Raw genomic sequence first — 18,657 nt, 5'->3', positions numbered from 1 at the left:
ATTAAACAAAGTTTATGGAATTAAAAAGAGTAGTTGTAACCGGTTTTGGAGCAATAACACCGATTGGAAATAATGCAAAAGAATACTGGGAAAATCTTGTGAAAGGTGAGAGCGGTGCAGCTCCGATTACTCTTTTTGATGCCACAAACTTCAAAACAAAATTCGCTTGCGAAGTGAAGAATTTCGATCCGTTGCAGCATTTCGATAAGAAAGAAGCAAAAAAAATGGATAGAAATACACAGCTTGGGCTTGTAGCTGCAAGAGAAGCAGTGACACACTCAAGAATTATCGAAGACAGCGTAGACAAAAACAGAGTCGGAGTAATCTGGGGATCAGGAATCGGAGGTTTAGAGACTTTCGAAACTGAAGTTTTAGGATGGGCCAATACAGACATTCCTAGATTCAATCCTTTCTTTATTCCGAAAATGATTGCGGACATCACGCCGGGGCATATCTCTATCGAGTATGGTTTCCACGGTCCGAATTATACTACTGTTTCTGCATGTGCTTCTTCTGCAAATGCTTTAATTGATTCCAAAATGCTGATCCAGCTAGGAAAAGCAGACGTGATTGTGTGTGGAGGCTCTGAAGCAGCCGTTACAGCAAGTGGTGTCGGTGGATTCAATGCAATGATGGCACTTTCTACAAGAAATGACGATCCTAAAACAGCTTCAAGACCTTTCGACAAAGACAGAGATGGTTTTGTATTGGGCGAAGGAGCAGGATGTATCGTTCTTGAAGAATATGAGCACGCGGTAAAACGTGGTGCTACAATCTATGCAGAATTAAAAGGCGGCGGTCTGAGTGCAGATGCACATCACATGACTGCACCGCATCCTGAAGGATTAGGAGCTTATCTGGTAATGAAAAATTGTCTGGAAGATGCAGGATTAACTGCTGATGAAGTAGATCACATCAATATGCATGGTACATCTACTCCATTAGGAGATATTGCAGAATCCAATGCGATTTCAAAATTATTAGGAGAGCACGCTTACGACATTCAGATTAATTCTACTAAGTCAATGACTGGCCACCTTCTGGGTGCTGCAGGTGTTATTGAAGCTATTGCTGCGTTGGGAACTATTATTCATGGTATTGTTCCTCCTACCATCAACCATTTTACTGATGATGAAAATATCGACAGCAGATTGAATTTTACATTCAACGAAGCTGTGAAGAAAGATGTAAAAGTAGCCATGAGTAATACTTTTGGGTTTGGTGGGCATAACGCTTGCGTTCTATTTACGAAAATCTAAATTCAATGAATGGAGTTACAGAAATACTTTTCTAAATTCCTTCTCAAAAACAGAAAAAGAAAATTAACCGAAAGAGATTACTTTCTCAGCACCGAACTCAGCAGAATGTTAGGTACTGAGGTACAAAATGTTGCTCTTTATCGTGAAGCTTTTTCATTGAAAAACTCTTCTAAAAATCAAGACAGTAATTACGAGAGACTTGAGTTTTTGGGAGATTCTGTTTTGGGTACAATTATTTCTTGTCATTTGTTCCAGACTTATCCTCAGGCTAATGAAGGATACCTGACACAGATGAAATCTAAGATTGTTAATAGGAAAAATCTTAATAAATTAGGGGAAGACTTAAAACTGACAGATCTTTTGCAAAAATCAGGTTCTGTGGCTTTAGGTGAGAATATCTCCGGGAATTTATTTGAGGCACTTATCGGTGCGGTTTATCTGGATTTCCAATATGATGCCTGTAAAAAGATCATTTTGGAAAGACTTCTTACGCCCACTGAGATTAACAAGCTTGAAAATAAAATTGTAAGCTACAAAGGTCTTCTGCTCGAATGGAGCCAGAAGAAAAAGCTAAATATAAAGTACGAAACTTGCGAAGAAATACAGGTAAACAAATCGATTGTTTTCCGGTGTCATGTCTGGCTCGGAGAAGAAAGAATCGCCAATGCTACAGAAACTTCCAAGAAAAAGGCAGAAGAAAAAGCCGCACAGAGAGCATTTTATATTTTAAATAAAAAAGAAAATATACTTGGAAATCCAAAAACTTTATGATCTTGATGATATAGAATTTGAAGATATTGCCATAGGCTTGGTAAGATTAGCAAAAAATATACCCGATCACGAGTTTTTTTTCAATGTCAACCAAAAAAACGACCTGACGTTTAAAAGGATTGACGATCTCATCTTTCACGGTGCGTATTATGATTATTTTTTTCCAAGATTTGAGGCTTATCACAAGTTTACAAAGACTTGTTTTACTTTCATTTCAAACAAATCCTCAGAAAGTAAACAAAAAAAAATACAAACAGAACTCTTCTCAGAAGAAGAAAACATTAAATTTTTATTAAATAATCAGGTAGATGTGCAATATATTTTGCATAGTTCGGAACAGTTTCCTGATTTTTCCGTAATTTTGCTCCCTGAAAATCTTGTATTTCCAATTCAAGATTACACATTAAGTTCTGATGAAGAACTTTATCAAATTATCCAGTATTATGAATAAGTATTTAAAGAAGACAAAAATTATCGCGACACTTGGGCCGGCTTCATCGTCGAAGGAAGTTATGTTAGGATTGATGAAAGCAGGTGTTGACATTTTCAGAATAAATTTCTCACATGCGGATTACGACTTGGTTCGAAAAAATATTGAAATAATAAGAGAACTCAACAAAGAATACGGTTTCTCAGTAGGTATTTTAGGAGACTTACAAGGTCCTAAGCTGAGAGTAGGTGTTGTAAAGGAAGGCTCTTATCTAAACCCGGGTGACGTTCTTACTTTTACCAATGAAAAAATAGAAGGAGACTCTACGAAAGTTTATATGACGTATCAACAGTTTCCACAGGATGTACAAGTAGGGGAAAGAATCCTTATTGATGATGGTAAACTGGTTTTGGAGGTGATCGAAACTAACGAAAAAGATACCGTAAAAGCAAAAACAATTCAAGGGGGGCCGCTAAGTTCTAAGAAAGGTGTAAACCTTCCGAATACCAACGTTTCTCTTCCTGCTTTAACGGAAAAAGATATTCAGGATGCCAACTTCATGCTAGATCAGGAGGTTGACTGGGTTGCGCTTTCATTCGTTCGTCATGCTCAGGACATTATTGATTTAAAAGAATTAATTGCAAAACATCCGAATGGTAAATTCAAAACTCCGATTATCGCGAAGATTGAAAAGCCTGAAGGAGTAAAAAATATCGACGAAATTCTATTGGAATGCGACGGATTGATGGTTGCCCGTGGTGACCTTGGTGTTGAAGTTCCGATGGAAGAAGTTCCTGCCATCCAAAAAACTTTGGTAGAAAAGGCAAGATTTTATTCTAAGCCGGTAATCATCGCTACACAGATGATGGAAACAATGATCAACAGCTTGACGCCGACAAGAGCGGAAGTAAATGACGTTGCCAACTCTGTATTGGATGGTGCTGATGCGGTAATGCTTTCCGGAGAAACTTCTGTAGGAAGATATCCGGTACAGGTAGTGGAAAATATGGCGAAAATTGTGAAAAATATCGAGATGACCCATTTTTACCAACACAAAAATGAGCCGATCGAGAAAGATTACAACTGTATCGACGACAGGTTCATTACAAACAGAGTATGTCTTGCAGCGGTAAGGATTGCAAAAACGACCAATGTAGCAGCTATCGTTACTTTGACGCATTCTGGTTACACCGCTTTCCAATTGGCAGCTCACAGACCAAATTCACATATCATCGTATACAGCGGAAACAAAAGGGTAATCACGATGCTGAATCTTCTTTGGGGCGTTCACGCTTATTATTATGACATGAAAAAACCTACTGACGAGACAATCATCCAGGTAAATATGTTGACGCACAATTATGGATATATCGAAGGTGGAGATTTTGTAATCAACATCAATGCGACTCCGTCTTATGAAGGAGGTAAAACAAACACATTGAGATTAACAACAGTTTAATACAACAAAGCAACATTGCTTTCTTTATAAAATAAAAACTCCCGGAATATTCGGGAGTTTTTTTATGTTTAATTTTATTTTTAAAATTAATTTCCGACAATCATTTTTGCTGTCACAAATTCTTTTAAAGCTAATAAAGAAAGTTCCGTTCCATAGCCGGAAGTTTTGGTTCCTCCAAATGGAAAACGCGGATCTGAGCTTGTCATTTTATTAACACTCACCGTTCCCGATTCAAGGTTTTCGACGAAAAATAACTGTCGGTTTATATCTTTTGTCCAGACAGAATTAGAAAGCCCGAAAGGAATATCATTGGCCATTTGTAAGGCTTCTTCGTCATTTTTTGCCACCATTACCATTCCAAGCGGACCAAAAAACTCTTCCTGTAAGATCGGGTTACCTTCTTTCACCCTGATCAATCCTGGCTTGAATTCATTGCTTGAAATTCTTTCCAGAGGAATAATGATCTCCGCACCGTTTTCCAATGCTTTTTGGAATTGTTTTTCCAACTCATCTGCTAAGTCGGGTCTTGCCATACCACCAAGCTTAGTTTCTTTGTCCATCGGGTCGGCAGCAACAAATTTCTTATATTCTTCAATAAATTTCGGAAGAAAAACATCCTCTATTTTTTCTTCAATAATAAATCTCTTTGCAGCAATACAACTTTGGCCGCAATTCTGAAGTCTTGCCCAAGCTCCTACTCTTGCCGCTTCATCAAGATCTGCATCATCCAGAACGAGAAAAGCATCACTTCCTCCTAACTCAAGCAAAGATTTTTTGATATTCAGACCGGCAATAGATGCTACTTCACCTCCTGCTTTTTCGCTTCCCGTGAGACTTACTCCTTTTACTGTTTTGTGTTCAAGAATTTCTTTCACTACCTTATGTCCTACCTCAAGATTTTGGAAAACACCTTCTGGGAAACCTGCTTCTAAAAAGATTTCTTCAATAGCATTTCCACTACCGAAACAAATGGAAGCATGTTTTAGAACTACCGTATTACCCGCTAAAATTGTAGGAATAGCAAATCTCAGAACCTGCCAGAAAGGAAAATTCCAAGGCATTACACCTAAAATTACCCCTTTGGGAGCATAATGAATTTCGGAATAGCCAAATTCAGAATCTATTTTTTCAGGCTTTAAAATATTCTCGGCATCTGCATAATAATTCATCATTAAAGCAGATTTTTCAATTTCAGCGATCGACTGGGAAATTGGTTTATTCATTTCCGATGTGATGATCCTGCCAAACTTTTCGGAATTTGCTTTTATAACTTCAGCAGCTTTTGCAATAAGTTTTTGTTTGTCTTCGAATGGTACTTTTTTCCATTCTGAAAATGTCTTATCTGCTTTAATAAGTTTATTTTCAATTGATTGTTCCATAATGTAGTTTCTGTACTTTAAATTTCAGAATAATGATTTGTATTGCCCTATTTAAAAGCATCATGATGGTAACAAATTTTATTCCTTATAGTGAAATTAAATAATGATTTTCTCTATCGAAAAAATATAATTTCATGGCATTATCATAAACCATTCATTCATAAGACATGCCGCCAGTCTTGCTGTCCTGTCCTGGATATCATAAGCAGGATTAACTTCCGCCACATCCAGCGCCAAAAGTTTTTCATTCTTTAAAATATGCCTGTAAAGATGCATAAATGTCGCATCAGCAAAAATCCCATTGTATGCAGAAGCTGAAACTCCCGGTGCAATTGAAACATTAAAAACATCCATACAAATCGTTAAATAGACGTAATCTACACTATTCAGCAATTCATCAATCCGTTGGTAAATTGATGGTAAATTTTCAAAGAAAAGCTCATCGGCAAGGATATATTTCATTCCGTATTGGTGGGCTGTATCAAATAATTTCAAGGTGTTGGAATTTCTTTGAATTCCGATATGTAAAGAATTAATTTCACCTTCCTGCGCGATCTGCCAGAATCCTGTTCCTGAGCTTGCTCCTATTCCATTTTCGGGTTGTCTGTTATCGAAATGAGCATCAATATTGATGATCCCTATTTTCTGTTCAGGAAAAGCAGTTTTTATACCCAAATAATGAGCATACGTCACTTCATGCCCTCCTCCTAAAACCAGCGACTTTCCGCCTTTCAACAGAACTTTAGAAACATTTTTCGCAAGATTGTTTTGGGTTTCCTCCAAATTTCCGTCGTCACAGGTGATATTTCCAAAATCAAGCAATGAAAAATCAGGAAGAATCACCGGAAAATTAGACATATTTTTCCTGATGATATCCGGAGCATCTTTTGCACCCTGTCTCCCTTTATTCCTTCTAACGCCCTCATCTACTGCAAATCCGTGTAAAACGAAATCATTAGTTGAAATCGTATCGTAGTTACTTTCTTCTCTTACTCTCTGAAATATTCTGTGGTAAAGAAGTTCTTCACCGTCTAATCTTCCCTGCCAGATATTGTTGTTCATTATTGATAATTTTAATTTGCGTCCCACTTGTCATGCTGAAACCTTTAGGTTCGACGTAGTCAAAGCATCTAAACGGCTTGTTGAAAAAGGTGATTTAAAAATTCCAAATTAGGATTTACATTTCTTATCAACTCAAATTTATAGTTTCTTTTTAAAAGTTTTATCTCTTTTTCTCTTTCTATAGCTTGTTGTATCCAACCAAATTTTTCATAATAAATTAGAAAACAAGTATTATATTTTGCGGTAAAACTAGTCGGATTAATTTTATTTACATGTTCCTTTAATCTTTGATGTAAATTTCCTGTAACGCCTGTATATAAAACTGTTCTGTTTTTGTTGGTTAAAATATATACGTAAAATTTATAAATACCTTCATTTAATTCAAACATTGTTTTTTATCATTTGTGTTAAATTCTATGTTCAGATGCTTTCAGCATGACAATTCGTATGGTATATTATGCACAATGTTTGTCATGCTGAAAGCATCTCAGTCTAGTTTGTAATATAAAACATAATTTATTTTAAAACTTTATTCCCATCAATATAAACACGCTCTGCCTTCAAGCTTCCCTGATTATACAAAACATTTTGGAAATTATTCGTTTTAAAAGTTACAAAATCCGCCTTCAACCCATTTTCCAATTTTCCTCTGTCTTCCAATCCCAACGCAAAAGCCGAACGGAAAGTCATTCCCGCTAAAACTTCAGCAGTAGTCAATTTTTCGAATGTTGCTAAAATAGAAGCCTGAGTAACGAGATTTCCCATCGGAGCAGAACCCGGATTCCAGTCACTCGCAATTGCTAAAATGGCTCCTGCATCCAATAATTTTCTTGCCGGAGTAAACTTTTCTCCCAATCCTAAACTCGCCCCCGGAAGAGCCGTCGCCACCGTATTTGATTGTGCCAAAAACTCGATATCCTCATCAATGGTTGCTTCCAAATGGTCTGCAGATTGCGCTCCCACTTCCACAGCAATTCTTGAACTTCCCGGCGTGAACTGATCTGCATGAACAGTAATTTCAAAACCTAAATCTTTAGTTTTAAGCAAAAAACCCTTACTTTCTTCCGGCTGAAATGCTGATTTTTCAATGAAAATATCAACGCGTTTTGCTAGATTTTCTTTTTTTACTTTAGGCAAAATTTCAGTTAAAATATATTGTAAATATTCTTCATTGCTACCATCAAAATCTCTCGGCTTCAAATGTGCCGAAAGACAGGTCGGAACCAAAGTAGCTTTCGTCTGTTCCTGTGCTTTTTTAATGATTCGAAGCATTTTCAGCTCATTAGCTACATCTAAACCGTAACCGCTTTTTATTTCAATAGTTGTGATTCCCAAAGCGATTAAAAAATCAATTCTTTTTAAAATCGTTTTTAATAATTCTTCTTCCGATGCGTTTCTTGTATGCTGAACGGAACTCCAGATTCCGCCTCCGCTTTCTGCGATTTCAAGGTATGTTTTCCCGGCATTGCGCATGGCAAAGTCATTTGCCCGGTTTCCACCAAAGCAGATGTGCGTGTGGGAATCAACGAAAGCTGGAAGAACGATTTGTTCGCCTTCAATAGATTCGATTTCTATATTTTGATTTTCCGATTTTAATGTTTCAAAATTTCCGACTTTTTGAATGGTATTGTTATCAACTAAAATTCCTCCATCTGCAATAATTTCAAGTTGATCGTCAGAAAGTTTTCCTCTTAAAGGAAGGTTGGCAAGTGTTACGACTTGCTTGAAGGGGCCTATAAGTTTCATTTATTTTTTTTAAAGCTAAACTTTAGATAAAATTATTTTGACTGTACTTTGCTTAGATGCTTCCAGCATGACAAAAGTTGCGTTTAACATTGCCATTCCTTAAGAATACCTGCATAGAAATATGCCAGACAGTTTTATCTTATTTTCTCTCTCAAAAATACTTAAAATATATCAATCTGGTAAATCCTAAACACTATCAATTGTAATCTCAATCTTTGCCTGAAATTAATCTCAGCCTCAACCTCAATCTAAACCTAAATTTCCTATCTTTACGGTAAATGAAATTGAGTTAATGCCAGATTTTTTACATCCAGATAAAGACAATTATTCCCGCGAAGAGCTCATGCAGGAAGAACAGATCCGTCCCCAGAGTTTTAAAGATTTTGCGGGACAAAGGAAAACTTTGGAAAATCTTGAAGTTTTCGTGACTGCTGCCAAAAAACGTGGCGGAGCGCTCGATCATGTCCTGTTGCACGGACCTCCAGGGTTGGGTAAAACCACTTTAGCCAATATTATTGCCAATGAACTTGGGGTTAATTGTAAAGTTACTTCAGGACCTGTTTTGGACAAACCCGGCAGTTTGGCCGGTCTGTTGACGAATCTTGAAGAAAACGACGTGCTTTTCATTGATGAAATTCACCGTCTTTCGCCTGTTGTGGAAGAATATCTGTATTCTGCAATGGAAGATTACAAAATCGATATCATGCTCGAAACCGGGCCGAATGCAAGAAGTGTTCAGATCGGCTTAAATCCTTTTACATTGGTAGGCGCAACGACAAGAAGCGGAATGCTCACAAAACCGATGCTAGCAAGATTCGGGATTCAAAGCAGGCTGGAATATTATACGATAGAATTGTTGTCGACGATTATCATCAGAAGTGCAAGAGTTTTAGGCGTAAAAATATACGAAGACGCAGCGATAGAAATTGCAAGAAGAAGCCGTGGAACACCCAGAATTGCGAATGCTCTTTTGAGAAGGGTTCGTGATTTTGCAGAGATTAAAGGCAATGGTGAAATTGAAATTAATATCACAAAATATGCTTTAAATTCTTTAAATGTTGATGAATTCGGTTTAGACGAAATGGACAATAAGATCATGCGGGTGATGATAGAAAATTTCAAAGGGAAACCTGTCGGAATTTCAGCGTTGGCAACATCGATAGCTGAAAACCCTGAGACACTGGAAGAAGTGTATGAGCCATTTTTGATTCAGGAAGGGTTTATTATCAGAACACCGAGAGGTAGAGAAGTTACCGAAAAAGCATATAAACATCTGAATATTGCCATCCCTAGAAATCCGGGAGAGCTTTTTTAGTTTGGTTTAAAGTTTTTTTACCGCAAAAGTCACCAAAGATTTTTAATCTGTAATTTTCTTTAATTTAAACTAAAGCTTTTGTGGTTAAAATTTAAAATAAAAGAATTTATGTTTATACCGAAATTATATAAAAGTGAAGACTACGATTTGATGAAGGAAATCATCAGAGAAAATTCTTTTGCTTTATTAATTTCTTCAGTTGATAAAATCCGGGCTACCCATTCTATGATGATGCTGAATGAAGATGATCCGGAAAATGTTTATATTGAGAGCCATATTTCCAGAGCCAATCCACAGGCGAAAACGTTGAAAAACGGTGATGAAGTTCTTTGTGATTTTCTGGGCGCTCATACCTACATTTCAAGCAGCTGGTACGATCATATCAATGTTTCGACTTGGAACTATGAAGCGGTACAAATCTACGGAAAAGTAGAACTGATGAATGATGCGGAACTCTATCATCATTTGGAAAAATTAACCTATAAATACGAAAAAGTTCAGCAGTGTCCTGTAATGGTAAAAGATATGGGAAGAGAATTTGTGGAAAAGGAAATGAAAGGAGCTTTCGGCTTAAAAATAATTCCGACTGAGATTTTTATTAAACAAAAACTTTCGCAAAACAGAAAAGAGCATGACTTCCGGAATATCATTTCAAATCTTGAGGAAGGCGATGAAAATGCAAGGAAAATTGCTGAGAAAATGAAACTCATTAAATAAAAAAAGTTTTAATTTAGAAATATTAAATAATTAAAAGATAACTAATCAAAAATATATATGAAGCTATATCCAATACAATGCGGAAAATTTAAACTGGATGGCGGTGCCATGTTTGGGGTCGTCCCAAAGAGTCTGTGGGAAAAAACCAATCCTGCAGACGAAAGAAACCTGATTGAGCTGGGAACCCGCTCCCTTCTTGTAGAAGACGGAAAAAAATTAATCTTAATAGATTGCGGTCTTGGAAACAAACAAGATGACAAATTCTTTGGTCACTATTCGCTTTGGGGTGACGATAATCTGGATAAAAACTTAAAAAAATACGGTTTTGTAAGAGAAGATATTACAGATGTTTTCCTTACTCACCTTCACTTCGACCACTGTGGCGGCGCCATCGAATGGAATGATGACAGAACAGGATACAGACCTGCCTTCAAAAACGCACAGTTCTGGACCAACGAAAACCACTGGAAATGGGCAACAGAGCCTAATGCAAGAGAAAAAGCAAGCTTTTTAAAGGAAAATATTATTCCGATTCAGGAGAGTGGTCAGCTGAACTTTTTACCGCTTCCTACGACGGGAAATTATGGTTTTGCCCCTGACCTGAAAATGGATGTAATTTTCGTTGACGGCCATACAGAAAAGCAAATGTTACCTGTCATTCAGTATCAGGAAAAGACGATCGTTTTTGCAGCAGATCTTATTCCGACCGCTGGACACATCCCGCATGTTTATGTGATGGGATATGATACAAGACCACTTTTGACATTGGAGGAAAAAGGAAAATTCCTGAAACAGTGTGTGGATAATGAATACTTATTGTTCTTTGAACATGATGCTCACAACGAATTGGCGAGCCTTAAAATGACCGAAAAAGGAGTGAGGCTGGATGAGACTTTTAGTTTTAATGATGTTTTTGGATATTAATTTTTAAACTATGGAAGAATTACATTCAGAGCCCCAAAAGGCAGAACCGGAGCCGTTATCAGCATCCAAAGTTATTGGTTTAACAGGCGGGATCGGTTCGGGGAAAACTACCGTTGCAAAATTCATTGAAGAATGTGGATTTCCGGTATATTACTCAGACGACCGAGCGAAGGAAATTGTGAACGACAATGATGATTTAAAACAAAAAATCAAAGAACTTTTAGGCGAAGAAGCTTACGATAAAGATGATCTTTACGACAGAAAATTCGTCGCTGAAAAAGTTTTTAACAATAAAGAATTACTTCATCAATTAAATGAAATCATTCATCCCGCAGTACGCATTGATTTTGAGGATTGGGTGAAGAAACAGACCAAATATCTGGTTTTTAAAGAAACCGCCTTATTATTTGAATTAAAGCTAAATCTGCAATGCTACAAATCTATTCTGGTAACGGCCGAAGATAATATCAGAATAAAAAGGGTGATGGACAGAGACGGTAAAACCTACCGTGAAGTACAGGCCATTATGGAAAAGCAGATGCCCGAAAAAGACAAGATAAAACTGGCCGACTGTATTATCTACAACAATACAAATTTGGAAGATTTAAAGCATCAAACCGAAAAAATAATCTTCGATATCGAATAAAATTTTTAACTAAAAAATTAAACTCGCCGGATAAACTTCCTGCGAGTTTTTTTGTGCTACTTCTTTTATTTGAAACTTTCTCCCGCTTGAATTTTATGCTGAGCCTGTCGAAGTGCTGTATCTTTTTGGTTACGGGCTCCTGAACTACGTTCGTAAAGTTTCAGTTTATGCTCCATGTTCCGCCCGATAAAAAGGATATCGTTTCAATGGGGGCTAGTGATAAAGTTCTGTCAATCAAAACCTAACAGGTTTTTGAAACCTGTTAGGTTTGAATCCTCATAAAATCTTAAGGAAAAATCAACAAAATAGGCTCCCATTTCTGAGAGCCTATCTAAATTGGATTAATATTAAATGGTATTTCTATTCTTTGATGAATTTCTTCTGAACAGATATTGCATCTCCATCCTGGATGTCTATTACATAAACTCCATTTATCAATGCATGTACATCAATCTTGTTGTTTAAGATAATTCCGCTTGACACCAATTGTCCTGCAGCATTGTAGATCTTATAATTAGCTTTTTTGCTGATATTTTTCACATACAATACTGAGCTTACCGGGTTAGGATAAATCAAGATATCCGTTTGGTTTACCGGGTTCGGTACAATTTGTTTAGAAATTCTTACGGTATAATCTTCTACCTCACCATTCGGGAAGCTTGTACAGTTCACTGGGATAGCATCTTTCGACATCGCTACTCTCATTACTACATATTTGTAGTCCGTCAAGCTGATGAACGCGTCTGCCGGTACAGAGAATGTTCCGCTTACCGTCTGCTGATTATTCGGTGAAGAAACAAGGACTCTTTCATTAACATCAAAATATCCATTTCTGTTAAAGTCGATCCAAACTGCAACTCCAGCCTGAGCATTTCCTGATAATTTTTTCTCGATCGTAATCTGGTTGTTTGAAGAACCTTGTACCAATTCGATAAATGTTGCAGGAATACCTGTATAATCTGTGTAGTTCGAAGCATTAGACGGATTGTCCATTTCAGGCTTACCAGTAGGCTTCACATTAACTTTTGAAATATATTCTGAATTTGAAGCTGTAGAAGCCATCTGACAGTACACTACAGTAGGTGTTGTGAAGAAATACGGCAGTGTATATGTACCTGGTGTACCATTACATACGTTTGCAACCTGCATTTCATACTGAGTCAGTTCTGTCAATCCTGTTAATGTAACCGTATTCGTAGAAGAAGGAACATTTGTCCAGCTCGGAATACCTACTTTTCTATATCTTAAGATATAAGTCGCACCTGGGAACGGATCCCAAACCACTACTGCCGTTGTAGGCGTAAGGTTCGTGATAGTAAGTCCCGGAGGCGGAAGTTCACAAGTTCTTTCTGTAGTAAATACTTTAGGGTTAGACCAAGGGTTAACTGTAGTTTCACCGTTACACATATTTGCTATCTGTACCTCATATGTTGTATATGGGCTTAAACCTGTAATAGTATAAGAACCGAAAGGCGGAGTTGTAACGTTAATTGTAGTCCAAGTTGTAGTTCCTACAATTCTGTATCTAATCACATACGTTGAGCTAGCTGCAATCGGAGCCCAGTTTACTACTGCAGAGTTTGTGGTTATCGTACCGATTGTAACGTTCGGAGGTGTAGGATCACATCTCGTCGTGAACGTCTGAATATTGGTAAATGTACCTGGTGTCGTTCCGCAGCTTGCTGCAACCTGTACTTCGTACGTAGTAGCCGGCGTTAAACCTGTTAAAGCTATCGGTGGATTTCCAGACAATGTAGAAGCAGTTACTTCTGTCCATGTTGTAGTACCCGCAACTCTGTATCTTACGATGAATGTAAGCGTACCAGCAGGTACCGTCCAGTTTACGTTAGCTGAAACGTGAGTAATCGTATTGATTGCTACGTTCGTTGGCATCGTTGTAGCACAAGGTCTCAACTTCACAGCGTAATCTTCAACTTCACCGTTCACTGCATTCTGACACATTACAGGAGCACTTGAACGTTTCAGAACCACTCTCATTGTTGTTGTCAATGGCCCGTTGTATGCTGTTGAAGGTACGTTAAATAATGCCGTCACAGGAGTAGTAGTACTTGCTGCAGAAGCCATGATTTGCTCTGTAGTTTCAAATACACCGTTTCTGTTAAAGTCAATCCAAGCAGATACTGCATCACTTTGTGTAGCACCAGACCATCCTTTAGCTACAGAAATTTTATTACCTGTAGAACCAATTTCAAGGTTAATAAGTGTCGCTGGCGTAGTATAGCTGATATAGTTCGTTTGAACTGAAGTATTACTCATCACCGGTAGACCAGGATTCACGGAAGTCATTGTAACATTAGAAATGAAATCAGTAGTTCCCGTACCTGTCATATTACAATACGTAATAGGTGTCGTTGTAAATGGTAATGAAGTAGACCAAGGTCCCTGAACACCACCACATATTGTCGCAACCTGTACTTCATAAGCTGTTTGCTCTGTAAGACCTGTAATATTATAAGTATTACCTGTGATCGGTGCAGGAGATACGTTCCATGCTCCAATCGGAGAAGTAGTTCTCCATCTTACTAAATAAGTAGCACCTGTAGAAGAGATCCAAGATACTGTAGCTGTAGTAGCTGCAATATTCGTAACTGTAATTCCCGTAGGAGCTGCTGTAGTACAAGGCTGAATATCGATAAATTTCACTTGATAATCCTCAACTTCCCCGTTACTTGTAAGCGGTGAACAAGCATCAGTTGGAGTCAAGAAGTATACAATTACACGCATTTTCACTTTGTTCGTACCAGCATAAGCTCCGGCAGGAACAGCAAATGTAGCAGTAACAGGAGTTGTAGAAGAATATCCTAAATTCATGATTCTCTCCCCTCCTGGAACAGTAACCGGGTTATTATTAAATATTCCGTCACCGTTGAAATCCAGCCATGCATATGTAGAATATGTACTGGATAAGATTGTTCTTCCTACAGATAAGATGTTACCCGTAGAGTTACGAGCTAATGTGATAATCTTAGTAGCATCGTTTGAATAATCTGTATATGTAGTAGCACCAGAGTTGTTAGACATAGTTGGTGTGCTGGTACCCGTCACTGTTATATTATTGATATAACCATCCGTAACCGTAGCTGTTCCTGAGTTACAATATGTACTTGTAGGAGTCGTAAAGTTTACAGAGTTTGACCAAGCACCTGTAGTACCGCCACAGATTGTCGCTACCTGTACTTCATAAGTAGTAGAAGCATTTAAGTTAATAATAGTATACGGGTTGGTAGCAGCAGCAATCACCGTCCAAGCACCTGTACCTGTTCTATATCTTAATGTATAAGTAGCTCCGGTAGTACTTACCCAAGAAACAAGGGCTGTAGAAGCTGTTACGTTTGAAACAATAATCGGAGTCGGAGGAGCTGTTGTACATGGCTGCGGATCGATGATCTTAACCGCGTAGTCTTCTACCTCACCTTCTGAAATTGTTGCACAAGGATCATTGATTGTACTAGTAGCAACAATCACTCTCATTCTCAATGTCAACGGTCCGTTGTAAGAAGTCGCCGGAACCGTAAACGTAGCTGTGATAGGTGTAGTGATACTTGTACCTACGCCTATTACTTTTTCACTAGCTTCAAAAATACCGTTTCTGTTAAAGTCAATCCAAGCAGAAGTTGCTATATAAGACTGGAATGTTCCAGACCAAGATTTAGAAACAGAAATAGTGTTATTTGTAGAGTTACGAACTAATGTAACCAATTTAGCAGGGTCTGCAGAAAAGTTTGTATAAGTGCTTGCTGCTGAGTTATTACTCATCACATAAGAACCTGTTGGAGTAATTGTTACATTAGAAATATAACCATTCGTATTAGCGGTAGGAGTATTATTACAATACGTAACCGGAGGTGTTGTAAACTGATAAGGTGCAGTGAATGTACCTGTAACACCCGAACAAACATAAGCCACCTGTACTTCATATTGAGTCTGCTCTGTTAAACCATTAATAACATAAGAAGGTGTAGTTAAAGGAACCGTAGTCCATGTAGTAGAACCAACCGGTCTCCATTGAAGAACATAAGTACCTCCCGTTACCGGATCCCAAGTTACAAAAGCAGAAGTTGCCGTGATACTTGTAACATTAAGGTTTAATGGAGCATTACTTGTACAAGGAATCGGCTGAATTAATTTTACAGCATAATCCTCAACTTCACCATCACCAAAGCTCTGACACATTACAGGAGCTGTACTGTATCTCATTGCAACTCTCATTCTTGTCGTTGCAGGTCCGTTGTAAGCCGTAGCCGGAACGTTGAATGTAGCAGTAACAGGAGTAGTCGTGTTAGCTGGTGTATTCATGATTTGTTCCGTAGCTTCGAATGTTCCGTTTCTGTTAAAGTCAATCCAAACTCCCACGGCTTCACTCCATTGAGTACCAGGGAAGAATTTAGTAACAGAAATTGTATTTCCGGTAGATCCGATGACAAGGTTTACTAAAGCACTTGGCGTAGTAGTATAGTCAGTATAAGTAGAACCTGCAGAGTTGTTACTCATAGGAGCAGCTCCGATAGGCGTTACACTTACGTTTGAAATATATTCTGAACCAAAGTTACTAGACGTCATAGTACAGTAAGTAAGTCCCAGTGTAGTAAAGTTGGTAGATGCAGAGAAAGGTCCCTGAACACCACTACACACTGTAGCCACCTGTACTTCATACTGAATACCATCACTAAGACCTGTAAGACCTATAGAGTTTCCGGTAGACGTAACGGTAGTCCAAGTTGTGCTTCCTACAGGGTGATACTGAATTACGTATGTTGCATTAGCAGCTGCTGTCCAAGAAACTGTAGCTGTAGTCTGCGTAATTGCAGTCACTGTGATACCTGTTGGAGGAGCAGTTGTACAGTTAGCCAAACTTGCTATTGTAGCACTACCTATTGCATAGAATACATTTCCGATTGCACTTACTCTGATTTTAATAATATTTCCTACAGTAAGACCGGCAATGTTAAATGATTCATTTCCGTCGTTAGCAGTAGAAGCAGAAAGTACAGTCCATGTTACTCCGTTGTCTGTTGTATAGTCAATTTTAACGTTAGCAGTACTATAAGGAGCAGCCGTTGTATTCACAACATCCCAAGTAACGTTTGTAGGACCGTTATTGTAAGCAGTCGTAGTAGTTACTTTAAAAGGTCCGTCGTTTCCTACGGTAATCGTTTGTTCTGCAAACTGAGTCTGTTGTTGGTTTGCAGCAGGATTGTTGTCTCTTACTGTTACGGCAAACTTAGAGTTTCTTGCAATAGTGGAAACAGATTCCCATTGGTTGTTTGAGTTATTTAAAACTCCAGCCAATACAGAAGATAACTTAGGGAAGTACCTTGTAGGGCTGGTTGTAGGATTAAGTGATCTGAAGCTTGCTCCGCTTGCAGTTGTTCCTAAATTATTTTTATTAATCGTAACACTTGCATTATCTACTTCTTCCCAGCAGTACGTCATCGGGTCATTTTCAGCATCTGTAGCAGAAGCTGTTAACACGAAAGCCGTTCCTTTAGGAATAGTATAAGCAGGCAGAGCCGCAATTACAGGCGGATTGTTTGTAACTGTAGTTTCAACATCACAATTTTTGTTGATCAGGTTTGTCTGAACTTGTTTAATACTTGCAATATGGAAATAAGGATCTGAGTGCGGCTGAACATCAGTATTTGCACCCGTGATACCTGCATATCCCATAATAGTAGATCCGGAACCAGGTTCCTGGTTTACACCAGCTGTTTCCAGACCGTGAGAGAATGTGTGGTTAGCTCCCAATTGGTGTCCCATTTCGTGAGCCACATAATCAATATCGAAATTATCTCCCTGCGGAATTCCATCTGCAGGAGAAGTATATCCTGATCCTTTCTGAGTCGCTGTATTATTAGCAGGATCAATACAAACGCAGCCGATACATCCTGCGTTACCACCACCTCCTGTCGCACCGAATAAATGCCCAATATCATAATTGGCACTCCCTACATTTGCAGTCAGCGTTTGCTGTAGCTGCAAATTCCAGTTGTTCATCTGTGCTGCAGGTGAATAAGGGTCAGTAGCCGGGTCGGTATAAATTACCCCCGGAAAGTTCTGTAAGTTTAAGTGTAAAGCAAAATCTTTTTCAAATACACCATTTACCCTTGTTAAGGTAGCATTAATAGCCGTTAATGCATTGGCAACAGTGCCTCCGAAATATTGGGTGTACTCTCCTGTTACAGACATTGCCAGTCTCATTGTTCTGTATTTCTTATCAGAATTTTTAGAGAAATTCATTGTCTGATTAGAAAATGCTTTTCCTGTCGTGTAAAGATTTTCTATCTCTTGTTTAGATAGTCGATCTTCGTTCATAGAACATAGGAAGCCTTCATTACTTTTATCAGTTTTTGGATGCACACCGTAAACTGTTTTGTTTTTGTCGACCGGTTCTATAAATTCGTATTTGCCCTCCTTGATAATCATCGACTGAAAATCGTCGGGCGCCAAACTAAATCTCAGATACTTGTTGGGGTCGTCTATCCCAACTCCTACGTAAGATCCTAATTGATACTGATCTGCCAGTTCCTTCACCACTACTGGGAAGCTGTAAACGGCAAATTTTTCAATTTTCCCTCCTAAAGTTGGCAAAGAGATGGTGACGGGCTTTGCATTTTTGCCCGTTTCCTGCGCTTTTGCCAATTGAGACTTTAGTAAAGAAATGTCTAGAGAGTAATAGCCTTTAATGTCGGCATTCGCTCTGTTTTTTTCTCCCCTGAATGTCGTGGGACTCCATTGTGCACTGGTTATCGCAAACAAAAAGAGGAAAAAGAAAGAAGTAAATTTTTTCTTCATAACTTTCTCAATATATTATATTAATTACACAAATCTAATCATTTTTTGTTATTAATTTATAAATATATCCATTTTTTTTATACAAATTTCACAACAATTCAATTTATGTATTCAAAATAAAAAAATCCCCTACTAT

General features: G+C 38.0%; 13 protein-coding genes. 8 read left to right on the top strand and 5 right to left on the bottom strand.

What is annotated here, in order from left to right; translation table 11 throughout:
- Window positions 1–14: 14 nt before the first annotated feature.
- Genes fabF through pyk form a run of 4 tightly spaced genes read left to right on the top strand, consistent with a single transcriptional unit; the run spans window position 15 to window position 3,919 of the window.
- A complete protein-coding gene (gene fabF / locus BMX24_RS19300; RefSeq protein ID WP_089795775.1) occupies window positions 15–1,259 on the top strand; it encodes a beta-ketoacyl-ACP synthase II in 1,245 nt (414 codons plus the stop codon).
- Window positions 1,260–1,268: 9 nt separating this feature from the next.
- Window positions 1,269–2,030, top strand: a complete 762-nt coding sequence (rnc, locus tag BMX24_RS19295; RefSeq protein WP_089795773.1) for a ribonuclease III — start codon at window positions 1,269–1,271, stop codon at window positions 2,028–2,030.
- The gene (locus BMX24_RS19290) at window positions 2,008–2,481 is read left to right on the top strand and encodes an IPExxxVDY family protein (protein ID WP_089795771.1); all 474 of its coding nucleotides are present in this window, start codon (window positions 2,008–2,010) and stop codon (window positions 2,479–2,481) included. Before rnc ends, BMX24_RS19290 begins: the two co-directional genes overlap by 23 nt.
- A complete protein-coding gene (gene pyk, locus BMX24_RS19285) occupies window positions 2,474–3,919 on the top strand; it encodes a pyruvate kinase (RefSeq protein WP_089795769.1) in 1,446 nt (481 codons plus the stop codon). Before BMX24_RS19290 ends, pyk begins: the two co-directional genes overlap by 8 nt.
- Window positions 3,920–4,005: 86 nt before the next feature.
- Here the strand turns inward: pyk and BMX24_RS19280 are convergent, their stop codons facing one another.
- The 4 genes from BMX24_RS19280 to hutI all read right to left on the bottom strand — a co-directional run bounded on the left by BMX24_RS19280 (window position 4,006) and on the right by hutI (window position 8,106).
- On the bottom strand, window positions 4,006–5,298 hold the full coding sequence (locus tag BMX24_RS19280; RefSeq protein WP_089795767.1) for an aldehyde dehydrogenase family protein: 1,293 nt from the start codon (window positions 5,296–5,298) through the stop codon (window positions 4,006–4,008).
- Between the two features lie 132 nt (window positions 5,299–5,430).
- Window positions 5,431–6,360, bottom strand: a complete 930-nt coding sequence (hutG, locus tag BMX24_RS19275; protein ID WP_089795765.1) for a formimidoylglutamase — start codon at window positions 6,358–6,360, stop codon at window positions 5,431–5,433.
- A 68-nt stretch (window positions 6,361–6,428) separates the two neighbouring features.
- Entirely contained in the window at window positions 6,429–6,749 is a 321-nt protein-coding gene (locus BMX24_RS19270) for a GIY-YIG nuclease family protein (RefSeq protein WP_089795763.1), read from the bottom strand.
- Window positions 6,750–6,876: 127 nt separating this feature from the next.
- Window positions 6,877–8,106, bottom strand: coding sequence for an imidazolonepropionase (hutI, locus tag BMX24_RS19265; RefSeq protein WP_089795762.1), 1,230 nt, complete (start codon window positions 8,104–8,106; stop codon window positions 6,877–6,879).
- A gap of 292 nt (window positions 8,107–8,398) precedes the next feature.
- On the opposite strand from hutI, the gene ruvB reads away from it, so the two are divergent.
- From ruvB to coaE, 4 genes are all read left to right on the top strand, one after another.
- Window positions 8,399–9,421: a Holliday junction branch migration DNA helicase RuvB gene (gene ruvB, locus BMX24_RS19260; RefSeq protein ID WP_089795760.1), complete on the top strand. Its 1,023-nt coding sequence runs from the start codon at window positions 8,399–8,401 to the stop codon at window positions 9,419–9,421.
- A gap of 108 nt (window positions 9,422–9,529) precedes the next feature.
- The gene (locus tag BMX24_RS19255) at window positions 9,530–10,138 is read left to right on the top strand and encodes an FMN-binding negative transcriptional regulator (protein WP_089795758.1); all 609 of its coding nucleotides are present in this window, start codon (window positions 9,530–9,532) and stop codon (window positions 10,136–10,138) included.
- Between the two features lie 57 nt (window positions 10,139–10,195).
- Entirely contained in the window at window positions 10,196–11,062 is an 867-nt protein-coding gene (locus tag BMX24_RS19250) for an MBL fold metallo-hydrolase (RefSeq protein WP_089795755.1), read from the top strand.
- A 10-nt stretch (window positions 11,063–11,072) separates the two neighbouring features.
- The gene (coaE, locus tag BMX24_RS19245) at window positions 11,073–11,708 is read left to right on the top strand and encodes a dephospho-CoA kinase (RefSeq protein ID WP_089795753.1); all 636 of its coding nucleotides are present in this window, start codon (window positions 11,073–11,075) and stop codon (window positions 11,706–11,708) included.
- Between the two features lie 360 nt (window positions 11,709–12,068).
- Here coaE and BMX24_RS19240 read toward each other — a convergent pair whose 3' ends face one another.
- Entirely contained in the window at window positions 12,069–18,521 is a 6,453-nt protein-coding gene (locus BMX24_RS19240) for a GEVED domain-containing protein (protein WP_089795751.1), read from the bottom strand.
- Between the last annotated feature and the right edge of the window lie 136 nt (window positions 18,522–18,657).

It is taken from the genome of Chryseobacterium wanjuense (assembly GCF_900111495.1).
GTDB classification, from domain to species: Bacteria; Bacteroidota; Bacteroidia; order Flavobacteriales; family Weeksellaceae; genus Chryseobacterium; species Chryseobacterium wanjuense.
The sequence above is the reverse complement of the archived record's forward strand: the minus strand, read 5'-3'. Positions and strand labels throughout refer to the sequence as shown.